This is a genomic window from Bradyrhizobium sp. WSM1417 (assembly GCF_000515415.1).
GTDB lineage: Bacteria > Pseudomonadota > Alphaproteobacteria > Rhizobiales > Xanthobacteraceae > Bradyrhizobium.
This window is the reverse complement of the sequence record NZ_KI911783.1, coordinates 6,760,391-6,782,420: the sequence shown is the minus strand read 5'-3', so window position 1 is coordinate 6,782,420 and position 22,030 is coordinate 6,760,391. Positions and strand designations below refer to the sequence as shown.

General features: G+C 63.0%; 16 protein-coding genes and 1 tRNA gene. 9 read left to right on the top strand and 8 right to left on the bottom strand.

The genetic code is table 11. The features are described 5' to 3' along the window. Positions 1-49 precede the first annotated feature (49 nt). From BRA1417_RS0133245 to BRA1417_RS0133230, 4 genes are all read right to left on the bottom strand, one after another. Complete coding sequence (locus tag BRA1417_RS0133245; protein ID WP_027519484.1) at positions 50-1,291, bottom strand: ABC transporter substrate-binding protein; 1,242 nt, start codon at positions 1,289-1,291, stop codon at positions 50-52. 240 nt (positions 1,292-1,531) lie between these two features. Next, positions 1,532-2,635 (bottom strand): FAD-binding oxidoreductase, encoded by a 1,104-nt coding sequence (locus BRA1417_RS0133240; RefSeq protein ID WP_027519483.1) that lies wholly within the window; start codon positions 2,633-2,635, stop codon positions 1,532-1,534. Positions 2,636-2,645: 10 nt separating this feature from the next. Beyond that, positions 2,646-3,830 (bottom strand): calcium-binding protein, encoded by a 1,185-nt coding sequence (locus tag BRA1417_RS0133235; RefSeq protein WP_027519482.1) that lies wholly within the window; start codon positions 3,828-3,830, stop codon positions 2,646-2,648. 198 nt (positions 3,831-4,028) lie between these two features. After that, positions 4,029-5,249: an SMP-30/gluconolactonase/LRE family protein gene (locus BRA1417_RS0133230; RefSeq protein WP_027519481.1), complete on the bottom strand. Its 1,221-nt coding sequence runs from the start codon at positions 5,247-5,249 to the stop codon at positions 4,029-4,031. A gap of 278 nt (positions 5,250-5,527) precedes the next feature. Here BRA1417_RS0133230 and BRA1417_RS0133225 point away from each other — a divergent pair, with 278 nt between their 5' ends. Next, complete coding sequence (locus BRA1417_RS0133225; RefSeq protein ID WP_027519480.1) at positions 5,528-5,791, top strand: hypothetical protein; 264 nt, start codon at positions 5,528-5,530, stop codon at positions 5,789-5,791. A gap of 276 nt (positions 5,792-6,067) precedes the next feature. Then, positions 6,068-8,497 (top strand): patatin-like phospholipase family protein, encoded by a 2,430-nt coding sequence (locus BRA1417_RS0133220; protein WP_198034884.1) that lies wholly within the window; start codon positions 6,068-6,070, stop codon positions 8,495-8,497. On the opposite strand, the gene BRA1417_RS41950 is transcribed toward BRA1417_RS0133220, so the two are convergent. After that, the gene (locus BRA1417_RS41950; protein WP_027519478.1) at positions 8,484-9,179 is read right to left on the bottom strand and encodes a hypothetical protein; all 696 of its coding nucleotides are present in this window, start codon (positions 9,177-9,179) and stop codon (positions 8,484-8,486) included. The two genes, BRA1417_RS0133220 and BRA1417_RS41950, sit on opposite strands and share 14 nt — an antisense overlap. A 665-nt stretch (positions 9,180-9,844) precedes the next feature. Here BRA1417_RS41950 and BRA1417_RS0133205 point away from each other — a divergent pair. From BRA1417_RS0133205 to BRA1417_RS0133190, 4 genes are all read left to right on the top strand, one after another. Further along, positions 9,845-11,407, top strand: coding sequence for a 2-isopropylmalate synthase (locus BRA1417_RS0133205; protein WP_027519477.1), 1,563 nt, complete (start codon positions 9,845-9,847; stop codon positions 11,405-11,407). A 223-nt stretch (positions 11,408-11,630) separates the two neighbouring features. Then, positions 11,631-12,635, top strand: a complete 1,005-nt coding sequence (locus tag BRA1417_RS0133200) for a TRAP transporter substrate-binding protein (RefSeq protein WP_027519476.1) — start codon at positions 11,631-11,633, stop codon at positions 12,633-12,635. A gap of 195 nt (positions 12,636-12,830) precedes the next feature. Then, the gene (locus BRA1417_RS0133195; protein ID WP_027519475.1) at positions 12,831-13,454 is read left to right on the top strand and encodes a Spy/CpxP family protein refolding chaperone; all 624 of its coding nucleotides are present in this window, start codon (positions 12,831-12,833) and stop codon (positions 13,452-13,454) included. Between the two features lie 179 nt (positions 13,455-13,633). Next, positions 13,634-13,709: transfer RNA gene (locus tag BRA1417_RS0133190), tRNA-Lys, on the top strand. An 87-nt stretch (positions 13,710-13,796) separates the two neighbouring features. On the opposite strand, the gene BRA1417_RS0133185 is transcribed toward BRA1417_RS0133190, so the two are convergent. Continuing rightward, complete coding sequence (locus tag BRA1417_RS0133185) at positions 13,797-16,229, bottom strand: autotransporter outer membrane beta-barrel domain-containing protein (RefSeq protein ID WP_027519474.1); 2,433 nt, start codon at positions 16,227-16,229, stop codon at positions 13,797-13,799. A 563-nt stretch (positions 16,230-16,792) separates the two neighbouring features. Between BRA1417_RS0133185 and BRA1417_RS0133180 the strand changes: the two genes are divergently transcribed. Genes BRA1417_RS0133180 through BRA1417_RS0133170 form a run of 3 tightly spaced genes read left to right on the top strand, consistent with a single transcriptional unit; the run spans position 16,793 to position 19,295 of the window. Then, positions 16,793-16,987 carry a hypothetical protein gene (locus tag BRA1417_RS0133180; protein ID WP_027519473.1) on the top strand — a complete coding sequence of 65 codons (195 nt, stop codon included), beginning with the start codon at positions 16,793-16,795 and terminating at the stop codon, positions 16,985-16,987. Between the two features lie 22 nt (positions 16,988-17,009). Then, positions 17,010-17,411: a hypothetical protein gene (locus BRA1417_RS0133175; RefSeq protein ID WP_027519472.1), complete on the top strand. Its 402-nt coding sequence runs from the start codon at positions 17,010-17,012 to the stop codon at positions 17,409-17,411. A 57-nt stretch (positions 17,412-17,468) separates the two neighbouring features. Continuing rightward, positions 17,469-19,295, top strand: a complete 1,827-nt coding sequence (locus tag BRA1417_RS0133170; protein WP_027519471.1) for an SDR family oxidoreductase — start codon at positions 17,469-17,471, stop codon at positions 19,293-19,295. Here the strand turns inward: BRA1417_RS0133170 and BRA1417_RS0133165 are convergent. Together BRA1417_RS0133165 and BRA1417_RS0133160 are read right to left on the bottom strand one after the other, a co-directional pair. Then, positions 19,255-21,654: a glucose/quinate/shikimate family membrane-bound PQQ-dependent dehydrogenase gene (locus tag BRA1417_RS0133165; protein WP_027519470.1), complete on the bottom strand. Its 2,400-nt coding sequence runs from the start codon at positions 21,652-21,654 to the stop codon at positions 19,255-19,257. The two genes, BRA1417_RS0133170 and BRA1417_RS0133165, sit on opposite strands and share 41 nt — an antisense overlap. 5 nt (positions 21,655-21,659) lie before the next feature. Continuing rightward, positions 21,660-22,028 carry a cytochrome c family protein gene (locus BRA1417_RS0133160; RefSeq protein WP_027519469.1) on the bottom strand — a complete coding sequence of 123 codons (369 nt, stop codon included), beginning with the start codon at positions 22,026-22,028 and terminating at the stop codon, positions 21,660-21,662. Between the last annotated feature and the right edge of the window lie 2 nt (positions 22,029-22,030).

Sequence of the window (22,030 nt, the reverse complement as noted above, 5' to 3'; positions counted from 1 at the left end):
GAGGCCGCATGTGGAAGCTCCCGGGAGCTGGTCCCGGGAGCGTGTCCTGCTAGTTCGAGAGCTTGATGAAGCTCGGGAACTTGATGTCGACCTTGGCGACTTCTTTGGGCCAGACCGCGCTCTGCTTGCCGCCCTGCCATTGCAGCATCAGCCCGGTGATCAGGCCCTTGCCGTATTTGATCGAGTGCGTGAACGGATCGTCCTTGCCGTAGAACTGGACGCGGCCAATCGTGCCTTCCCAGTCGGTCTTCTCCAACGCATCGACGAGCTTGTCGGCGTCGGTCGAGCCGGCGCGCTTCACGGCGTCGGCGATGTAGTAGACCTCGTCATAGGCGGTGTAGCCGGCATAGGAGGGATAGTTGCCGAACTTCTTCTTGAAGGCTTCGGCGAACGGCACCGATTTCGGCGTCACCGCGACGCCTGGCCCGGAGACGCCCTGGTAGAGCACGCCCTCGGCCGCCTGATTGGTGTCCTTGCCAAAGGTCTCGTTGGTGGCCTGCGAGGCGATGCCGAACATCGGAATCGGCACCTGCTGGTTCTTCCACTGCACCGTCGGCTGCACGCCGACATGGGAGATGCCGGTGATGATCACGTCGGGCTTGGAGCCTTCGATCTTGTTGAAGATCGGCGTGAAGTCGGTGGTATCAGGCGAGAAGCGGATGTGGTCGAGCACCTTCAGCCCGATCTTGGGCAGGCATTCCTCGTAGCCGATGTCGAGCGGCTTGGTCCAGGCGGCGTCCTCGCTCATGATGACGGCGGTCTTCATGTGCATCTTGTCGACCAGCAGGTCCTTGGCGCCGTCGCAGACCGAAAGCGCCAGCGCGGCGGAGGTCAGATAGCCGTGGAAGGTGTACTTGTTCTTCTCATAGTCGGCATGCACGCTCTTGCTGATCTCGTTGGACGCGGCACCGGGCGTGACGAACGGCGTCTTCAGCCGCGAGGCCCAGGGCTCCAGTGCCAGCACGACTTCGCTGATGTAGCTGGCGATGACCGCGTTGACCTTGTCCTCGTTTACCGCGCGCTGGAATGCGCGCACCGAATCTGCCGAGGACGAGTGATTGTCGTAAGAGACGATCTCGATCTTGCGGCCGTCGACACCGCCATTGGCGTTGATCTCGTCGGCGGCGAGCTGTGCCGCCTGAGGGATGGAGGCGCCGGCGATCGCCTGTGCTTCCGCGATCACACCGATCTTGATCGGATCGGCTGCAAGTGCCGCGCCTGACGTCATCAACACAGCGGCCGCGGCGGTACCGAGTGTTAGTCGCAACGCAACAGAGAGCGGTTTCTTCATCTTGTTCTCTCCCTTAACAGGCCTCTTATGAGCCATTATGCCGCGACTATACCGGCGGAGACATTCTCGGCAAGTGAAACCGCGTTCAGGATCGTGAGGCACGGACTAAAGTCTAGCGCTGCGCAAATAGCGGGCAGGAAAGCTGCCGGACCCGTTTCACGCGTAGGCATGCAGATTTCGTCGGTGGGCATGCGCCGCTGTGGCAGGCGCGCACAACGACGGTCGATGAGCAACGATGGTTCAGCGCGCTTGCAGCAGCGATGGGTCGAGCGGCGCGAGCCGGGCCGGATCAAATGGCGCGATGTCGACGCTGCGCGTCGCACCCTCCGCGATCAGTTGCGCCATGACCTCGCCCGTGGCGGGCGCATTCAGGATGCCCCACACATTGTGCCCGGTCGCAACATAGAGACCTTCACTTTGCGGCACCTTGCCGATCAGCGGCAGGCCGTCCTGTGTCACCGGCCGGAAGCAGGCTTGCTGCGCAATGATCCTCTCGGAGCGGAACAGGGGCGACAGCCGCTCGGACGTGGTTTGCAGGCGCGCGATCGCGTCGTGGTCCGGCGTCACGGCAGCTGGATCGAGCGGAAGCGGCGCGATGTCGGAGAGAGCGGTGATATGTGTGCTGCCGTCAGCGCGAGGAAAGACCTCGATCGACACGGCACTGCCATTCTCTTCAGACTCCAGGAACAGCGCATCGGCCGGCACATCCGTGCCGGTGTCGTACACGATGCTAGGGCTGCGCTGGCCGTAGACGGCGGGCAGGCTCATCCATTGCGCGGCGAGCAGCGACCATGGTCCCATCGCGATCATGACGGCGTCCGCCTGGACGATGCGGCCGTCGACCTCGACTCCCGTCGCGGTCGTGCCGTCCGCATCGCGCATGATACCGGTCACCTGGCCGGGACGAAACTCGGCGCCTTGCGCGAGCGCCGCGTTCATCACGGCCGAGGTGAATTTTTTGGGGTGAACGATCGCAGTGGTCTCCGTCGTGCCGATGCGCTGCGCGATGATGACGCCGTTGCTGAGCCAGCCGAGCGCAGACGGTGCATCCCGGCGCGGATGGCCAGCGGCAGCAACGAAGCCACTATAAGCGCTCATCGGGCGATAGCCCCAATCGCCTGCGATCTCGTCCGGCAGCTGCGCATGGATCGCAAAGCTCCGTCGCGCCAGCGCATCGAGCGGCGAGCCCTCGCACCAGTCGCGCGCGAGGAAGCCGCCCGCCTTGCCTGATGCTGCGGCCGCGACCTCGGTTCGTTCCACGACGATGACATCGATGCCCTGACGTCGAAGAAACCAGGCGGTGCAGGCGCCGATCACGCCGCCGCCGCAGATCACAACGCGCATGAATGCTCTCTCATACAATGAAATCCTTTGCATGGAGATCCGCGGTATGGAGCCCCTCCAGCGTGATCGTATCGGTCGCCGTCAGGTGGATCACCGCGTTTCCCGTGCTGTCATCTCTGATCAGGTTTTTCAGCGCTGCCCAGTCCGCGAAGCCGTAATCGTGCACGTTGATTAAGTCATGCTCTTGCGCCGTGCTGCCGACAGCCTTGTTGCCCTGATCGAAATCGTTGATCACGTCGAGGCCCGAGCCCTTGTTGAAGACGAATCGGTCGTCGTTCGGTCCGCCCCAGAGCTGGTCATTTCCGCGACCGCCATTCAGCATGTCCTTGCCGCCCGTGATCGAGCCGGCCGTGAACGGGGCGTAGGTCTGTGCATCGCCATACAGCAAATCATTGCGGCTGCTGCCGAGAAGAATATCATCTCCGCCATGCGCGTTGCCTGACATGTTCGTGGCATCTCCGACGAGCACGATGGACGTGGAGTCCGGGTTGCCGTCGACGGCCGCGATCAGGATATCGTTGCCGCCACGGGCTCCGTCGCTCATGTAGCCGGCGTCTCCAACCAGAGACGCGCCGCCGGATTGGGCTGCGGCACCGACGGTGTAGCTGAGGATGTCGTTGCCGCCGCGCGCATCGCCGCTCATGGACACGAGGGCGTCGCCCGATATCGAAGCGCCGCCGTAACTGCCGGCCTGGGTCACGTTGAGGATATCATTGCCGCCATGCGCATGGTCGCTCATCGAACTGCCGGAGTCTCCGCTGAACGCGCCGGACGATCTGTTTCCCATCGATGCAATGACGACGTCATTGCCGCCCCTGGTGTCGGCCGACATCGCGGTTTCGGCATCGCCAAAAACACCGAGGGTCGCGTAGATCGATGTCGATGCATCGACATGAAGCACATCGTTGCCGCCACGGGCGTGGCCGGACATCGCCTGCGCGTCGCCGTCGACGAACACGTAATCGCCGAAGCCTGTGACGGTCGCAGCGAGATGGTCGTTTCCGCCGTGAGAATGTCCCTGCAGGGTCTGGTCGTCGCCAACGAATACCAGGACCGCGTTGCTCCCATCGACGGTCGCGATCATCTTGTCGCTGCCGCCGCGGCCGTCGTTCGGCAGGCCCGGGTCCCCGAACTCGGTCACGAATTGCTGGGACCCAACGCTGACGATGATGGTGTCGTTTGGCATACGGCGCATCGCGCAACTCCCGGTTCAAGTCGGGCGCGGGAACGAAGGGCATCATGCCTTCGCACCGCGCTGCGGCCTTGCCGCGCGATACAATCTTCGTTGGATTGATGGCGGAGATTTGCCCGGGGCGTAGCGTGATTGCGATCAGGGAACCGAGGGCGCCGGCGGTCCACGCCGACGCCCGTGCTTGTGGTCTCTCGCGCGGGCTTAGCCCGGGCCTGCGCCTTGCGTGGCCGTGTACACCGCATAGAGCGACTGGCTCGCGGCCATGAACAGGCGGTTGCGCTTGGGGCCGCCGAAGCAGATGTTGCCGCACACTTCGGGCAGCCGGATGCGGCCGAGGAGCTTGCCGTCCGGCGACCACGTCGTCACGCCGCTATAGCCGACGGCGCGGCCCGCATTGCTGGAGGCCCAGACATTGCCGTTGACGTCGCAGCGCACACCGTCCGGCCCGCACTTCACGCCGTCGATCACGCACTCGCTGAATCGCTTCTGGTTGGTGAGCTTGTTGTCGCTGCCGACATCGAACACGAAAATCTCGCCCTTGCCGCCGGGCCCGGTGTCGCCGGGTCCCTTGCCGGTTGAGACGACGTAGAGCTTCTTGAAGTCCGGCGAGAAGCAAAGCCCGTTCGGGTCGGGCACCTGCTCCTCGGTGACGACGAGATCGACGCGGCCGCTAGGGTCGATGCGATAGCAATTGGTCGGCAGCTCGCGCTTGCCCGGTGCGAAGCCGGCCGGCTGTCCAATTCGCGGATTGAGCTTGCCGCCGGTGTTGCTCGGACCGCCCGCGGCATCGGGCTCACCTTCGTAGAGCTGGCCGCCATAGGGCGGATCGGTGAACCAGTAGCTGCCGTCAGGATGCGCGACCACGTCGTTCGGCGAGTTCAGCTTCTTGCCGTTGTAATTGTCGCAAAGCACGGTCGCGGTGCCGTCATGTTCATAACGCGTCACCCGCCGGGTCAAATGTTCGCAGGAGAGTTGACGGCCCTGGAAATCGAACGAGTTGCCGTTGGAATTGTTGGACGGCGAGCGGAACACGCTGACGCGACCGTCGTCTTCGCTCCAGCGCATTTGCCTGTTGTTGGGAATGTCGCTCCACAGCAGATAGCGGCCCTGTGCACTCCACGCCGGGCCCTCAGCCCACAGCACGCCCGTATAGAGACGCTTGATCGCCGTGTTGGGCTGCGCGAGATCGTTGAAGGACGGATCGACCGCGATGACGTCGGGGTCCCAGAAATAGGTGGTCGGCGCGCCGTTGGGACCGAAATCGCGTGGCGGGGTGGTAATCGTCGTCGGCGGCGCGGCAGGTCCGGTCTGGGCCAGCGCGGAGCCGGCGCCGGCAAAAGTGGCGGCGCCGAGCGCAAGCCCCTGAACGAGCGTTCGTCGTGAAAGCGCAGCATCATGGTCACGCTGCTTTTGGCGTATCATCGCGTCCTCCCGGTCATGTTCGGCTAGCCGGTTGATCCGGCCGAGCAGGGCGAGGTTAGTCCGGTCCGATGACGGTTGCGAGGGGGAGGTACTCATCCTCAGCGAGATATCGGGGCGGCAAAAGCGCTGCAACGTCGAACATGGAAACGACAAATTCATTCGGCGTGACGGGTTACCGGAACTGCGCTCAGGGCAGGGCCAAGCTGTGGAGCATGTCAAGCCTTGACCTCCTGCGCGATGCTGGCAGAACTCATTCGGGGCGTAAGTCGGAGTTTACTGTGATCGCTGTCGTCGTACTGGTTTTGCTGCTCGGGATTGCATTTGCGGCCGGCTATTTCACCCGCGACTACGTGTCCCGCAAAAGGCGAGCCGAGGCGCGCCGCTGGCGTGAGTACAGCGAGCCGGATTGGCTGAGTGCCAACGCACCGGCCAATACCAACGAGATCGCGATCGCCGGCAACGCTGCGCCGGTTGCCACCGGCGAGCTCGGCCAGATGCTGAACCGCTGGGAGAGCAGGGCTCGCGCTCGCCGCGTGGGATAGCGGTAACTTGCTGCTTTGACGGGATCGTATCGGGGCGCCGGCACGAGCCGGTAGAGCGGAGCGGTCCCGGCTGTTTCACCGGTCGTTCTACCTCAGCTTGCGCGTGAAGCTCTATTCGTCCAAAATGGCTGCAAGTGCATCCTTGAGAGACGGGGGCTCGCCTCGATGCAGCAAACCACGGTGGGTTCGAAGGGAAGTGCGAGCAGTTGGCGGCGTCATTTGCCATGGATTTTCGAAGGTGCTCGCCGCCTGAGTTTCCGTGGAGAAGTGCCTCCGATGTCGGCAGGCAGAATGCTCGCGCAGGAACGCGAGCGCTTGTGTTCCTCGCGAGAGCGCGTTCCGGAGTCACCCTGGCTGGGGTTGGCGCTGTCCGGCGGCGGAGTTCGATCGGCAACCTATTGCCTCGGAGCGGTTCAGCGACTGGCGGCAGCCGGATTGTTGAAGCACTTCGACTACATGTCCAGCGTCTCCGGCGGAGGCTATACCGCAGCTTCCCTTCAGTGGTTTTGGACGCGCATGCCCGAGCTCGACTCAGGCTCGCAATTCCCCTACGGCACCGCGCGGTCCGCTCCGGTTGCGAGCGATAACGAGAACCTCGTCTATCTGCGGACGCACTCGAGCTTCCTCGCGCCGGGACAGGGTATCTCGATCTGGTCCGGGGTCGCGGTGGTGATCCGGACCCTGCTGCTCAGCCTGCTGGTGTGGTTTCCGGTCACCATCGGGGCGATGCTGCTCATCATGGTCGTAGCGCCTTCGCCTGCGATCCTGCCGTGGGAGTGGATATTCCTGCCCTCCCCCCAGTTTAAGTATGTCCAGGTGCCGCTGTTGGGCGTCACCATTCCGAGTTTCGCAGGCTGGGCCCTTGTCGGCATGTTTATCGTCGCAGCGATTTTTCTGGCCTTCACGAGCCTGCTTGCGCTCGCGTCCATTCTCGTGCCTCCGGAAACCATAGACAATATCGAGGACCGGAAAAGGCGAGCGCGCAAATGCATTCTGGTCGGCATTGTCCCCGGAGGCGCAGGACTGCTGGTGAGCCAGGCGATCTCGGAGTATGGGCCCGGGTTGCCATATTTCAGCAGCGCACTCTTGTGGCTGGGCTTTGCCTTGACCGGCTTCGGCCTGCTGGCAATCGTCGTAGCCCTGCTTCAGTCGATGCGGCGGCTCGAGTTCGGCTTGCACTACACGCTGCGGCGGGATTTCGATCTCGGTACGACCTGTGCAGCATGGTCGTTCGCCGGCTTTGCACTGCTTTGCTCGATTCCGTTCGCCTCTCAATATGCCCTTCGGTTCATGGACGAGCAGCCATCGCTCTTTGCAGCGCTCACGGCGGCGTCCGGTTTGGTATCGGGCCTTTACGGCCATTTCGTCCAGGCGCAGCGCGCTGCTCCACGCCTGGCATTCCGGTGGGGCGCGACATTGTTGGCCGGCGCCTTCCTCTATATGATGCTGGTCCTGGCTTTTCTTGTCGTCGACCTGATCCTGGGGAACGACCATGGCCATCCACTGCTCGCGCATAATCTCGCCATAGCGTTCCCCATCACGCTGTTCTTCTCCGTCGCGTTCGGGCTGTCGAGCAATCTCAATCATCTTGGGTTGCACCGCTTCTATCGCGACCGCCTTATGGAGGCTTTTCTCGCAACGAAGGGAAACACCGGCTTCTCGGCAGCGGATCGTTCGCTGCTGGCGGATTATTGGGTGGCTCCGCAAGACGCCAGCCGGGTTTTGTATCCGTACCCGCTCATTAACACGAACGCGATCATGATCAACGACGACAATCCCGTGCTGCGGTTGCGCGGGGGCGACAGCTTCGTTTTGTCTCCAATGTTCCTGGGAAGTGCATCGACAGGATGGATGGAAACGAGGAAGCACATCGAGCGCTACGGACCGCTGACGCTGGCGTCGGCGATGGCGGCCTCCGGCGCAGCGGCGAATGCAAATGCGGCCTATATCGGAAGCGGCATCACGCGCGACAGGCTCATCTCTATCGTCATGGTCTTGCTCAATGTCCGGCTGGGAGTGTGGCTCGGCAGGCCGGGCGCGCGTCCCGGTACCCCTAACTACTTCAATGCGGGCTTCAAATACGGGATCTGGGGTGCTTATCGAAGCAACAGCAATTTCGTCGAACTGACGGACGGCGGGCACTTCGACAATCTCGGCGTTTACGAATTGATCCGACGCAGGCTGGACGTGATCGTCGTGTTCGACTCGGAAGAAGACCCAGCGACGTCCATGTCTGCGTTGGCCTCCGTCTGCCAGCGTGTGCACGAGGATTTTGGCGTGACAATTGACGTGGGAGACAAGGCCGACAGTATCGTCGCCGCCAAGGATATGGGGTATCCGCCGCAGGCAAAGTTCTCCGAACAAACATGGTTCCTGTGCAAGATCATCTACCCGGAGCCGGCCAGCTATGAGGGGCCGAACGGTGAGTTGCTGAAGGGAATCGGGAGAGACCTATCCGCCAAGGAGGGCCTCTTCCTCTACGTGAAGTCCAACATGCAGAAAGAGCTGAGCTTTCCGGCCAAGGGATACAAGGCGAAGAACCCGGATTTCCCCAATCAATCGACGATGGATCAGTTCTTCGAACCGGCACAGTTTGAAGCTTATCGTGAACTCGGCTTTGCTACCGTCGATACCGTTATCCGGAAGCTCACCGCGGATGGCTCCAGCGCTCAGAAGTTCTGCGCCGATCTGCTCAAGGCTGTCTGAGCCTGCCTTTAGAGCCGGGGCCCAACCGAACCTCGCGGGAAATCCCCTGCACCCATTGCCCTTCAAGGTCGTTCACGCGCAGCATCTGCTTCGGCAGTCGCCCGTCCAGACTGAAGGCTACGCAGGCAAACCCGTTCTGCGTTTGATACGGCAGCAGCTCCACCGAACGCTCACGCAGCCGCGCGCCTTCGCTCGCGCCCACGGGACTCACGACCAGAGAGGCAACCTTGCTGGCCCAACGGGTTGCGATGTCGAACGCGGGCTCGGGCATCCCGATATCGACGACTTTCGTGTCGAATGAGAATTGCGATCGGTTGTTGCGGGCAATGTAGAAGCCGTTCGCTCCGGATTTGGAATCCGTCTCCCTGCATCCGGCAGCGGTCTTGTAGGAGGTGTGAAAGGCTTTCAGTTCGTCGCGCGCCGATCCCGTGATGCTTGTCTGCGAAAGCGCGCTCGACGTTTCGAGACCGTGATCGTGATAGTCTTCGTAAGCCTGGATCGAGACCTTTCCCGAGTAGGTCGGTCGCAGGCCCGGGCAGTCGGCCGACGCGCTGTTTCTGGCAAGGTTGACCTGCCCCGCCGGCGGGGCGTCGTCGTCGAGCAGAACGCCAAACCTGGCTCTTTTCACCACGACGGCACCGGCGCGATCGCCGATCGACCGAATGACGTAGAACAGGTCCACGGATCGCCTCGTAGAGAGTTCGAACTGCTCCATCGCTGCGAGAGGAAGGCCGGTGTCGTCCCGTCGCACGTAGATCCCGGCCTGCAGCTCGGCCGCCCGCGGAGGGCAGAATGGTGCGGCCAAGGCCGGGCCGCAAAAGGGAACCGTAAGCAGCAATACAACAGTACGAAATGAGCGCATGTGCAGCCCCGAAATCGAAAGTTGCGCTTGGAAATTATGCACCTATTGGGCCGATTGGGGAAGGGGCGAGCTGGATCGCGCGGCTAGAGCCTGGCAGAGGCATGTAGCGCACACGCTGTTCGTAGCAGGTCAGCTCCACTGTCCATCTTTTGGCGTTGCGGTTGCTGCCATTTCTCGTCTAGAAACGGTAGATCGAGCCTCCCGGCAACCAACCGTCAACGGTTTTGACCGAGGATTGAAGGCTCAAAGGGTCCGGCAATGCTGATTCGCGGCCAAATCGATGGGATTTCGGGGGAGGTGGCTCTGGCCGCCGCCACGATCCCGGCCGCGCTGCTGCCCACCCTCCTGATTGGCGGGCTTCTTCTTACTTGCCCCTGAGGGCCGGCTGGGCGCCACGCGCCTGGGCGCTCAGGGGTTGGTCGAGATCACCGGACACCTCAAGCGCCTAGAAGACTGACGGCGCAAAAGCTCAAAAGGAAATTCAAATGGCCCCCGTGAACAAGTCCGATAAGGACCGCGTCATCATTTTCGACACCACCCTGCGCGACGGCGAGCAGTGCCCCGGCGCCACCATGACCTTCGAGGAGAAGCTCGAGGTCGCCGAGATGCTGGACGATATGGGCGTCGACGTCATCGAGGCCGGCTTCCCCATTACCTCGGAAGGCGATTTCCAGGCGGTCAGCGAGATCGCCCGCCGCTCCAAGAACGCCGTCATCGCCGGTCTGTCGCGCGCCCATCCGGCCGACATCGACCGCTGTGCGGAGGCAGTGAAATTTGCCAAGCGTGGCCGCGTCCACACCGTGATCGCGACGTCGCCGCTGCATATGCGGGTGAAGCTGAACAAGACCCCGGAACAGGTGCTCGAGACCTCAGTTGCCATGGTCGCGCGCGCCCGCAACCAGATTGACGACGTCGAATGGTCGGCCGAAGACGGCACCCGCAGCGAGATGGACTATCTGTGCCGCATCGTCGAAGCCGTCATCAAGGCCGGCGCCACCACGGTGAACATTCCTGATACCGTCGGCTACACCACGCCGGACGAATACACCCACTTCATGAAGACGCTGATCGAGCGCGTGCCGAACTCGGACAAGGCGGTGTTCTCCGTGCACTGCCATAACGACCTCGGCATGGCGGTGGCGAATTCGCTGGCCGGCGTCGTCGGCGGCGCGCGCCAGGTCGAGTGCACCATCAACGGCATCGGCGAGCGCGCAGGCAACGCCGCGCTGGAAGAGATCGTGATGGCGATCAATGTGCGCAACGACAAATTCCCCTACTGGAACAAGATCGACACCACGCAGCTGACCCGCGCCTCGAAGGTGGTGTCGGCGGCGACCTCGTTCCCGGTGCAGTACAACAAGGCCATCGTCGGCCGCAACGCGTTCGCGCATGAGAGCGGCATCCATCAGGACGGCGTGCTGAAGGACGCTTCCACCTACGAGATCATGCGGCCCGAGATGGTCGGCCTGAAGCAGTCCTCGCTGGTGCTGGGCAAGCATTCCGGCCGCCACGCCTTCGTGCACAAGCTGGAGGAGATGGGCTACAAGCTCGGCCCGAACCAGCTGGAAGATGCGTTCACGCGGATGAAGGCGCTGGCCGACCGCAAGAAGGACATCTACGACGAGGACATCGAGGCGCTGGTCGACGAGGAGATGGCGGCTTCGCACGACCGCATCAAGCTGACCTCGCTGACCGTGATCGCCGGCACCCATGGCCCGCAGCGCGCGACCATGAAGCTCGACGTCGACGGCCAGATCAAGATCGAGGAGGCCGAGGGCAACGGTCCGGTCGATGCGGTGTTCAACTGCATCAAGCGCCTGGTGCCGCACGAAGCCAAGCTCGAGCTGTACCAGGTCCACGCCGTGACTCAGGGCACCGACGCGCAGGCCGAAGTCTCGGTGCGGCTGTCGCATGAGGGACGTGCGATGACCGCGCGCGCGGCGGATCCGGATACGCTGGTGGCCTCGGCTAAGGCCTATCTCGGCGCGCTCAACAAGATCGTCATGAAGCGCCAGCGCGACACCGTGACGACCGCCGCCGCGAGCTGACGAACGAAGTTCGTCTTTCCGGGGCTCGCGAAGCGAGAACCCGGAATCTCGAGATTCCGGGTTAGGTCCTAACGGGCCTCCCCGGAATGACTCTGCATGTGGCGGCGAATACCTGCCCTGCTAAGGGCCAATAGCGGCTCTGCCTCCCAGCAGCTATTGATGCAAACGGCATAGGATAGGCCACCCGCGCGCCCGGTGGCCCAAATAACAACGGGGAGAGATTATGCGCACCTTCGCGATCGCTGCGTCCATCGCGGTCCTGGCTCTTGGCTTGACCGGGCCGGCATCGGCCCAGTCGCCCATCATCATCAAGTTCAGCCACGTGGTGGCGACCGACACGCCGAAGGGCAAGGCGTCGGAGAAATTCAAGGAGCTCGCCGAGAAGTACACCGGCGGCAAGGTCAAGGTCGAGATCTACCCGAACTCGACGCTCTACAAGGACAAGGAAGAGCTCGAGGCGCTTCAGCTCGGCAGCGTGCAGATGCTGGCGCCGTCCAACTCCAAGTTCGGCCCGCTCGGCATCCGCGAGTTCGAGGTATTCGATCTCCCCTACATCCTCCCTGATCTGAAGACGCTGCGGAAGGTGACGGAAGGTCCGCTCGGCGCGAGGCTCCTCAAGCTGCTCGAACCGAAGGGCATCACCGGCCTTGCCTATTGGGACAACGGCTTCAAGGAGATGAGCGCCAACAAGAAGCTGGTGACGCCGGCCGACTATCAGGGCGTCAAGTTCCGCATCCAGTCCTCGCGCGTGCTCCAGGCCCAGTTCAAGGCGCTTGGCTCGCTGCCGCAGGTGATGGCGTTCGGCGAAGTCTACCAGGCGCTGCAGACCGGTGTGGTCGACGGGCAGGAGAACACCTGGTCGAACATCTATACCCAGAAGATGCACGAGGTGCAGAAGTACATCACCGAGAGCAATCACGGCTATATCGGCTACGTCGTGATCGTGAACAAGAAGTTCTGGGACGATTTGCCGGCCGACATCCGCGCCCCCCTGACGAAGGCGATGAAGGAAGCGACCGACTTCAACAATACGCAGTCGCAGAAGGAGAACGAGGACGCGCTCGCCGAGATCAGGAAGAGCGGCAAGAGCGAGATCATCAAGCTCACGCCGGAGCAGGACGAGGCGATGCGCAAGGCCATGGAGCCGGTCTACAAGGAAGCGGCAGGCCGCATCGGCCAACCGTTGATCGACGAATTCCAGAAGGAAGCGAAGAGCACGACGAACTGATTTGAACGGACGATGAATGGGGGCTTCCGTGCCGGGCGCGGAAGCCCTTTTTGTTGCGAATGATTTCCGATTGCGACTGAATAAAGGTTCAGGAGCGTTACATCTTCGAAAGAACCCGCTCCCTGTCCAAGTTGTAAGTTGCGCGTAAGCTGCGCTGCGCTCATCCTCACAACATCCTTCCAGAGGAGAGTTCGCATGAGGAAGTTCACCATCGCCGCCATCGCCGTGCTCAGCATCGCCGGCTCGGGCGCGGTCTATGCCCATTATCATCGCCCGTGGATGCACGAGCACATGCGCCACATCCGCATGAACCCGGAAGACCGCGCCGCCATGGTCGACGCGCGGATCGCCGCCGTCCATGCCGGGCTGAAGCTCAACGCCGACCAGGAAAAGCTGTGGCCGCCGGTCGAGGCCGCCGTGCGCGACTTCGCCAAGCTGCGCATCGACCGCGCCAATGCGCGGATGAATGCCGTTCCCGGCGATGCCGGCAAGGAAGCCAATAAGGACGCCGACAGGCCGGAGGATCCAGTCGCCCGCCTGCGCCAGCGCGCCGAGGACATGGGGGCGACGTCGGCGGCCCTGAAGAAGATCGCCGATGCCGCCGATCCGCTCTACAAGACCCTCGACGATGGCCAGAAGCGGCGCCTCGCCGTGCTGACCCGCCACGGCGGCCCGTTCGGCGGCGGCGAAGACGGCCCGCGCCGCCACTTCATGGAGCGTGGCATGGACCGCATGATGGAGCGCGGTATGGACCACTTCCACCGTGACCGTTTCGACCGCGACGGCGGCCCGGACCGGGACCGCGAGGGTCGGCTCTGAGCCTGCAAGGGTTGCCGCGATCAACCTTGGCGAAGCCGCTGGAATCCAGCGGCTTTTCGCTTCTTTGGGGGATGTGGGCAAAGCCTTGGCATACCCTTGGAAAACTTACGTGCCATCGCTTGCCAGACCCGGATCGCTTTGCTAAACGACCGGCCTCGCAAGGCTTTTAACCGCCTTTCGGGCGCATAGCTCAGTTGGTAGAGCAGCTGACTCTTAATCAGCGGGTCCCAGGTTCGAGCCCTGGTGCGCCCACCATCCCTTCAGTAGTTTAGGGTTGTACAGAGCCGGAACGGTTGATCCGGTTTGCTGCATGGTTTCTGATTTTTGTGCAGGAGGTGTGCTTCACCACGCATATCGCATACCGGCCGCTCCGCGCACGCCGTCGCGCCTGCCTCCGTCGGTATCGCTGACAGCGAACTGGTAGTCGGCATTGGCGTAGAAGCTGACGTTGGCGTTCATCCTCACACTCACCCCACCTCCCAGTTGCAGGCGCGTGGCCTGCTCAAGCAAGGGCACCAGATCGACACCGGAAAACGTCGTCGTCGCCTGCGCCGCCCAATCGCGCCACAGATTGGCGCGCACATAAGGTTGCCACACCTGGCCGCTGTCACTGACGATGGTCCATCGGCCGCGCAGCCCGATCCGCCCGCTGGTGCCCGACGTTGTACCCAGTGCGACCGCACCCAGACCGTCATTGGCGTCGTCGAATGAGACATGTTGCCAGACGATCTGCGCCTGCGGCTCCAGCGCGAAGCCCGGTCCAAACATCGGCAGCCGGATCGGATAGCCCGTCTCCAGCGACGAGAGGAAGCCAAAACCGGTGGTTGAAAGGCTGGCGAATTGCGTGGAGGCTGCGCCTTCATAGCGCGTCGCCTGCGCCACTGCGTCGAGGTACCAGTCATTCGGGCCGTAATGCGTCCAGTAAGCGCCGCCCGACCATGCATTGAGATTGAGACCGCCGGTGTGACGGAGCACGTAGCCGGTCGCTGCTTCGTTAGTGACGAGGCCGCTCACATCGACATTGGCATTGGCATATCCGACATAAATGCCTCCGGCATCGCGATGGCCCGGTATCCATTCGCCTCGCCACAGATCGATGCCGCTCTGAAAGCCGAGCACCTGGCCGGAGGTGCGCGGATCAGCAAACGCCTTGTAGTGGTTGTCGATCTGCTGGCCCAGGAACCGGCCCCAGACCGAAGGTCCCCAGCCGGCGTTCAGGCAATCGGTCGACGCCTTGACCGGGGCCCTACGCGGTATCCTGTCCCACGTGTTGCCACCGGTTGGGCACGGCGTGTCCGTGTTTGCGGTCGGCGAAGTATCGCCGGTGCGTTCATGCAAAGTGCCAAGCGTCGTCATCCCCAATTGCCGGGCGATCGGCTGGACCACGCCATAGGTCGCGATCTCCGGCCCAATAATTGGATAGACGCCCGGCGGCAGCGGCCCTGTCACCGGCGGCTCGGGCGGCAGGATTGGGGGTGGCTCGATCGGTGGCTCGATCGGCCGCCCCACGGTGAAGGTCGATCGTAGGAACCAGTCGTTGGGACTGTTGCTGGGGTCGAGGCCACCACGGAAGAGAAAATAGTCAAAGGCGCCACCGCGCACCTCGCCGGCAAGCGCGAAGGCACCTTGCGCCGTAGTGCCGCCGTTAACTGCCTGCACCACTGCAATGCCGTTTGCCACCGTCTCGGCGCCGCGGCCGCCGACATTGGTGATGCGCAAAAAGGAATTGCCGGTCGCGCTCCCGCCATTGATGACGAGCCTATCCGACGGCGAACCGTCAGCGCCAAGCAATGTGTTCATCGCGATCGTTCCGCCAATCCCGATGTAGCCGTTCGTCGTCAAGACCGTGCCTGGCGCAGTGCTCGTACCCATGCTCACCAGACCGCGGTTGGTGAGGCTGAGTACGGTCTGATTGAAGCCGTTGAGATCGAGCGTTCCGGCTGAGGCCACCGCTACTGCCGAATTTGGGCTGAACGTATTCACCCCGCCGGCTTCCAACGTGCCCGCGTTGACGTTCGTGGCGCCGAAATAGCTGTTGGCAGCGGTGAGCCTGGTGGTACCGGCAAGCACATTGACGGTGCCGGTGCCGCTGATCGTGGGTGCAAACACATAGTCGGCGGACGTATGATTGAAGTTGATTGTGCCGGCGCCGGCGCCAAATGCCACGCTCGGGGTGTTGAGCGTGCCGGCAGCAGCCGCCGGGGCGCTCGCGCCCGCGCCGATGTTGAGCGTTCCAGTCGCACCTGCATTTGCCGCGATCACGACAGTAGGCGCGGTAACGACGCCGCCTTCCGCAAGCGTAAGCGTGCCGGTGCCCGAATTGCCGACGTTCACGCCCGAACTGTTGCTCCAGATAGAGCCCGCGCCTGCCACCCTTATCGTACCGAGCGAGCCTGCATCGCTACCAATGTTGGCAGTGAACGCAGTGTTATTGATGACCGTTCCACCGCTTGTGATCGTGAGCGTGCCCGTGCCAAAACTGCCGATATTGAAGCCGCCGCCTCCAGTGATGTTCAAACTGGAGCCCGCGCCGGTAACCGTCACTGTCCCAGACGAGTTGGTAGACAATCCGACGGAGACGCCGCCGAAACTGTTCACGGTACCGCCGCTTTCGACGGTGAGCGCGCCCGTGCCCAAACCGCCAACCACGAGGTTGCCAATGTTCGTCCATGTGGAGCCGGCGTCGGAAACGGTCACGGTACCCTGCGAACCTGGCAAATTACCAATAAAGCCGCCTATATCGGTCAATGTTCCGCCGTTTCGGATGACGAGCATTCCTGTGCCATTTTGACCGACCGCAAGGTTTAGTGCTGTTGCTCCCGGTCCCCTGACTTCCGTCGAATTTGGGATCACCGTGTCAATGTTTGCGCTGGTCGCTGTGTTCGGAACACCGGCGCTCCAGTTTAGAGGGTTAAACCAGCCATTGGAGAATGCCCCGGTCCAGTTTGTCTGAGCGTGTGTCGAAACCGGTGCTGCAGTGACAAGCGCAATCGCTGCTAACAATCCTGATGAGAGATGTCTGCACGTGGCGCGTGCTGGCGAGGTATCGCGGCGCGGTCGGATGAAGAGAAGTCGATCCGGGTCCAAAGCAACCTCCAATCCGCAACGATAAACGCAGCCGTCATGATGGAGTACAAGGGATCACAATCGTGATCGGATGGCCGTAATTGTGACGACAGGAGATGCAACTTTAATTTGTTGCCTGCTGATGCTCTTTCGCCACGCAACAGGGAGCAATACTGACCGATCACTGGCAGCGAAATTTTCAGATCATTAACAATGTTGAATCCCTGGCCGGAGCGATTGCCCTACCGTGAAGCTTTCCGCTGGGGCTTTCCATGATCGATACCGCGACCAAGGCGTTGTTGCGCACCGTTCTCGACGAGGTGTGTGAGGGTGTTCCACGCTGTGAGATCGGCGCCAGGACCCGCGTAGCCTCGAAGCTTCTGGAGACTGCAAGCAGGGGTGACATCTCTGCAGATCGCCTCAAACAAGCGGCCCGCAATGCTCTCTCAGAAATCCAGACGATGTGACGATGGTCATGTGGGGGCGGGGGTGAATTTCCACGTGACGGTCCTCAAGATCCTGGTGAGCTATCCGGATGGGTTCGCCGCCATGGAGGATCTCAAGCGGGATATGGCCATTCTGGCGACCAGCGGTCGCGACTGGACCGAGCGCACCCGGCGGCTCGCCGGACGGGTGCCGGGCCTGGACATCTTTTCGCAAGGGCTGATCGACCGGACAAATGGCGGGTGGCGCATCACGGCCAAGGGCCGCGCCGTGCTTGATCTCATGGAAGCTCGTCCGGACCAACCGCCGATTGCCGCCCAACAACCTCCCTCAGAGCCGGAGCTCGCACCGGCGATCCAGCGGCATATTCCGGCGGAGAGGGGCCGAGGACGACTCGCAGCGCGCCGTCGCCGACGCAACGCTGGCAAGCAGGCTCGGGCGTCCTAGCGAGGAACGAGCGTCGCTCCCGAAGCTTGAGCAAGCGCCTTGTAATGGAAGACGCTCATGCAAAGTTCCGACGCCACCTTGTCGACCGCCCGTCTGTCGCGCGTGACGGACGATATCTGGGTCGTGGACGACGCACCGATCAGTGCTGCCGGTCTGAAGCTTCCGGTGCGTATGACCGTCATTCGGCTCTCGAACGGCGATCTCGTGCTGCATTCGCCGGTGAGATATTCGCCGGCTCTCCGCGGTGAGCTGGAACGGCTAGGACCGATAAGGTACTTGCTCGCGCCGAATATCGCGCACTGGATGTTCCTGTCCGACTGGCAGAAGGAGCTGCCGCAGGTCACGACTTTCGCGGCGCGCGGCCTTGCGGCACGCAGGCAAGTTCGGGCGGCACGCATCCGCATCGACCGCGAACTGGGAAATACGACGCCGGAGGAATGGAGGGCCGACCTCGAAGCCGTCTCGGTGGACGCTCCGATGTTCTCCGAGATCGAGCTGTTCGACAAGCGCAGCCGGACATTGATCCTGACGGATCTCGTGCAAAACCTCGATCCCCATGATCTCAGCGCGCCAAACGAGGCGGCGGCAAACCTCCTCGGCATTTCCAAGCCGCACGGAATGGCGCCGGTCTATCTGCGACTGCTGCTGCGCCTCGGCGGCCGTTCGGTGCGGTCCGCGGCCGAGCGGCTGATACGGCTGTCTCCGGAGCGGGTGATTTTCGCGCATGGCGACTGGTTTGAAGCGGAGGGAACCGAGCGCCTCCGGCGATCCCTGCACTGGCTGCTTCCCGCGGGCGCCTCAGGATCTGAGCCGCGGCAAATGATTGGCACGCGCGTCGTCATAACCGGAGCGTCGAGCGGAATCGGGCGTGCTGCGGCGCTGGCCTTCGCGGGCAAGGGCGCAAGCGTGGTTCTGGCGGCACGTCGTGCTGAAGTCCTGACGAGCCTTGCTGCGGAATGCGAGGCGGTCGGAGGCCGCGCATTGGCGATCCCGACCGATGTCACCGATGCCGAGGCGGTGCAGCGGCTGGCCCGAGAGGCCGAAGACGCGTTGGGTGGCATCGACGTCTGGATCAACAACGCAGGTACCGGCGTTTTCGGTGCCTATCAGGACGCGGATATCGCGCTTCATCGCCGAACGATCGAGGTCAATCTCCTCGGCACCATGCATGGCGCTTTCGCGGTGCTTCCGATCTTCCTGCGCCAGAACCGCGGTATCCTAATCAACAACATCTCGCTCGGCGGCTGGGCGCCGACGCCTTTTGCTGCGGCCTATACAGCCAGCAAATTCGGCCTTCGGGGCTTCACCGCGAGCCTGCGCCAGGAGCTCGGGGCTCACCGCAACATTCATGTCTGCGGCGTATTCCCGGCCATGGTCGACACGCCGGGCTTCGTCCACGGTGCCAACATGTCCGGCCGAACGCTTGATCCCGGTCCGCTGCTGTATCAGTCGGAGGACGTTGCCGAGACGTTTGTGAGCCTCGTTCGCGCACCGCGGGACGAGGTCGCCGTGGGCTGGCCGGCCCGTGCCGGCCAAATTGCCTACGCGATGGCTCCGCAGATCACCGAGAACATCGTGGGAGCTGCCTTCCGCTATCTGCTGTCGCGCGCGCGCCCGGCGAAGAGCAGCGAGGGCACCATGATCGAAGCTGGTCCGCAGGGCACGTCGATCGATGGCGGTTGGCTGTCCCGCAAGCAGCTTCCACCTGCCGATGTCATCAGTCAGGGGCTCGCGGTACTGGGACTAGCTGCGGGCGTGGCTCTCCTGGCGTCAGCAGTTGCGCGTCGCGCTGGCAGATCGGGACAAGGCGTCGCCAAGCACAAACAAGTCGTGCCGAAGCAGATCACGGCAGTGCGTAGGCCCGCACGTAATCGCCGAGTTTAGTTCCGAACGAGCCGTGGCCGCCGTCGACCGTGACGACATATTGCTTGCCGCCGGCCTCATAGGTCATCGGCGTCGACTGGCCCCCGGCAGGAAGGCGGTCCTGCCAAAGCTGTTTACCATCGCGAACGTCGAACGCGCGGATGTAATCATCCATCGTTCCCGTGATGAAGATGACGCCGCCCGCGGTGACGATCGGACCGCCCAGCATGGGAACGCCGAGCTTGAATGGCAGCGGCAGCGGGGCCTGATCGCGGATCGTGCCGATGCGGTGCTGCCAGACCACCTTGTGCGTTTTGAGATCGATCGCTGCGATGTTGCCCCATGGCGGGGCAAGGCAGGGGATGCCGAGCGGTGAGAGGAAAATGCCGAGGTCGACGCCATAGGGGGCGCCGTACATCGGCTGCACGCCGAGCTCGGTTCCCGGAGGATGCGCCGCATTCGGCGCGGCCGGATTGTCCTTCCCGCGCGGCACCAGGCGCGAGATGAAGGGAATCGATTGGGGATTCGCGATCGCGATCTGGCGCTGCGGATCGACGGCAATGCCGCCCCATTCGAACATGCCGAAGTCTCCGGGAAACACCAGCGTGCCTTGTTCAGACGGCGGCGTGAACGGCCCCTCATAGCGCAGGCGCTTGAACTTGATCCGGCAGGCGAGCTGGTCGAACATCGTGCTGCCCCACATCTGCGCGTCCGTCAGCATGCCGGAGGGGCGGAAGCTCAATTCCGAAAATGGCTGGGTCGGCGACAGCCGGTCTCCCTTCGCGGCGCCCTGCGGCACCGGCCTCTCCGGTGCGGGCACCAGCTGACGCCCGTCGCGGCGGTCGAGCACGAAGATGTCGCCGGTCTTTGCCGGGATGTAGATTGCAGGCGTCACGCCGCCGTTAGAGCGCAAATCGACCAGACTGGGCTGCGACGGCATATCCATGTCCCAGAGATCGTGGTGCACGTTCTGGAACGACCAACGCAGTTTTCCGGTCGAGACATCGAGCGCAATCAATGCCGAATCGTAGCGCTCGTTCTCGGGCGAACGGCCGCCGCCCCAGATATCCGGAGAGCTCGAGCCGAGCGGCACGTAGACGAGTCCGAGCTTCTCGTCGACCGCCGAAATGCTCCACGAATTGGGTGAGCCAGCCGTAAAATGATGCGAGGCCGAGGGCATTTCGTTCGGATCGGAATTGCCGGCATCGAACGCCCAGATCAGCCGTCCTGAATAGATGTCGAAGCCGCGGATCACGCCCGACGGCACGCGATCGGAATAGTTGTCGATCACCGCTCCGCCGACGATCAGAACCTTGTCCGTGACGACGGGCGGCGAGGTGCCCTCGTAGAAGCCGAGTGTCTGGATCTCGCTGCCTTGCTTGAGATCGATCTGTCCCTGGTTGCCGAAACTCTGGCAAGGCACGCCGCTCTGCGCATCGAGCGCGAACATCCGTCCGTCGTTGGTCGGTATGAAAATGCGCCCCGCACAATCGCTCGGCGCCGGCGTGCCGTCGGCAGTCACGGCGCCGGGTTTGGTCGCGTGATAGGACACGCCGCGGCAGGTCATGTGCTGGAACGCCTTGTTGTGCTGGATCTGCGGGTCGAACTTCCAGCGCAATTTTCCGGTCGCGGCTTCGAGAGCGAACACGATCTGGTGCGGCGAACAGGTGTAGAGGAGATCGCCCACCTTGAGCGGCGTCGCCTGGTTGGTGATCTCGTCGGGATCGTCCGGGCCCTTGTGGTCGCCGGTGCGGAATTCCCAGGCGAGCTTGAGGTCCTTGACGTTGTCCTTGGTGATCTGGCTCAGGGACGAGAAGCGCGTACCGAAGCCGCTGCCGCCGTAGGCCGTCCAGTTCTGCCCGGCAGCGGGCTGGTCTGCTTTGGGAGCCGCAATGGCCCCGGTTGTTTCGCCCTCAGGTATCGTGCCGGCTAGATCGCGGCGATCGCTCGTCAGGGACATGCCGACGACGATGGCTGCGGCGACCAACACAAGGCCGAGCGCCCATCGCGCCGCGCGCAAACGGGGTGTCAGGCGGGAGGCAATGAAGGGCAGCATCAGCCAAAGGCCAAGCGGCACGAGCACGTCGCCGCGCGGCGCCAGCGACCAGAAATCGAGACCCACTTCCCAGATTGCCCAGGCCATCGTCCCGCCCAGCAGCGCCGCATAGATCCAGAGCGCCTCGGCGCGACGGCGCGCGAGCAGCCAGCTCGTGAGCAGAAGCATGATGCCCGCGATCAGATAATAGACGGAGCCACCGAGCGCCGCGAGCCAGGCACCGCCGGCGAGGAGCCCCAGTCCCATGATGGCGACGACCACGATGGTGATGGCCAGTAATGGCGCGTCACGGAACCAGTTCGTTGAACGATGTGTCAGAGGCATGATGGTCACTTCAGCGTATAGAGAAACGCCGCGATATCCCGCGCGTCCTTCTGTGGGATGCCCATTCGCGGCATGGCATTGCCCGGCAACGCCCGCTGTGGATCCTCAATCCAGTCGGCCATGTTGTCCGGCGAGTTCTGGATGTAGCCGGCGATGTAGGTCCGCGTGCCGATCCGATGCAAGGGTGGGCCGACATTGCCTTCGGCGCCGGCAATACCAGGAATATCGTGACAGCCGCCGCACTGGTACTGCTTGACGAGGTCGGCGCCACGATGCGCGTCGCCCATGAAATTGTCCGGGCCCGCAGCCTTGCAGGCGGCGCCTGTCGTGACCAGTAGCGCGGTGACTAGCAATTTCGCGATCGGATTTGCCATCG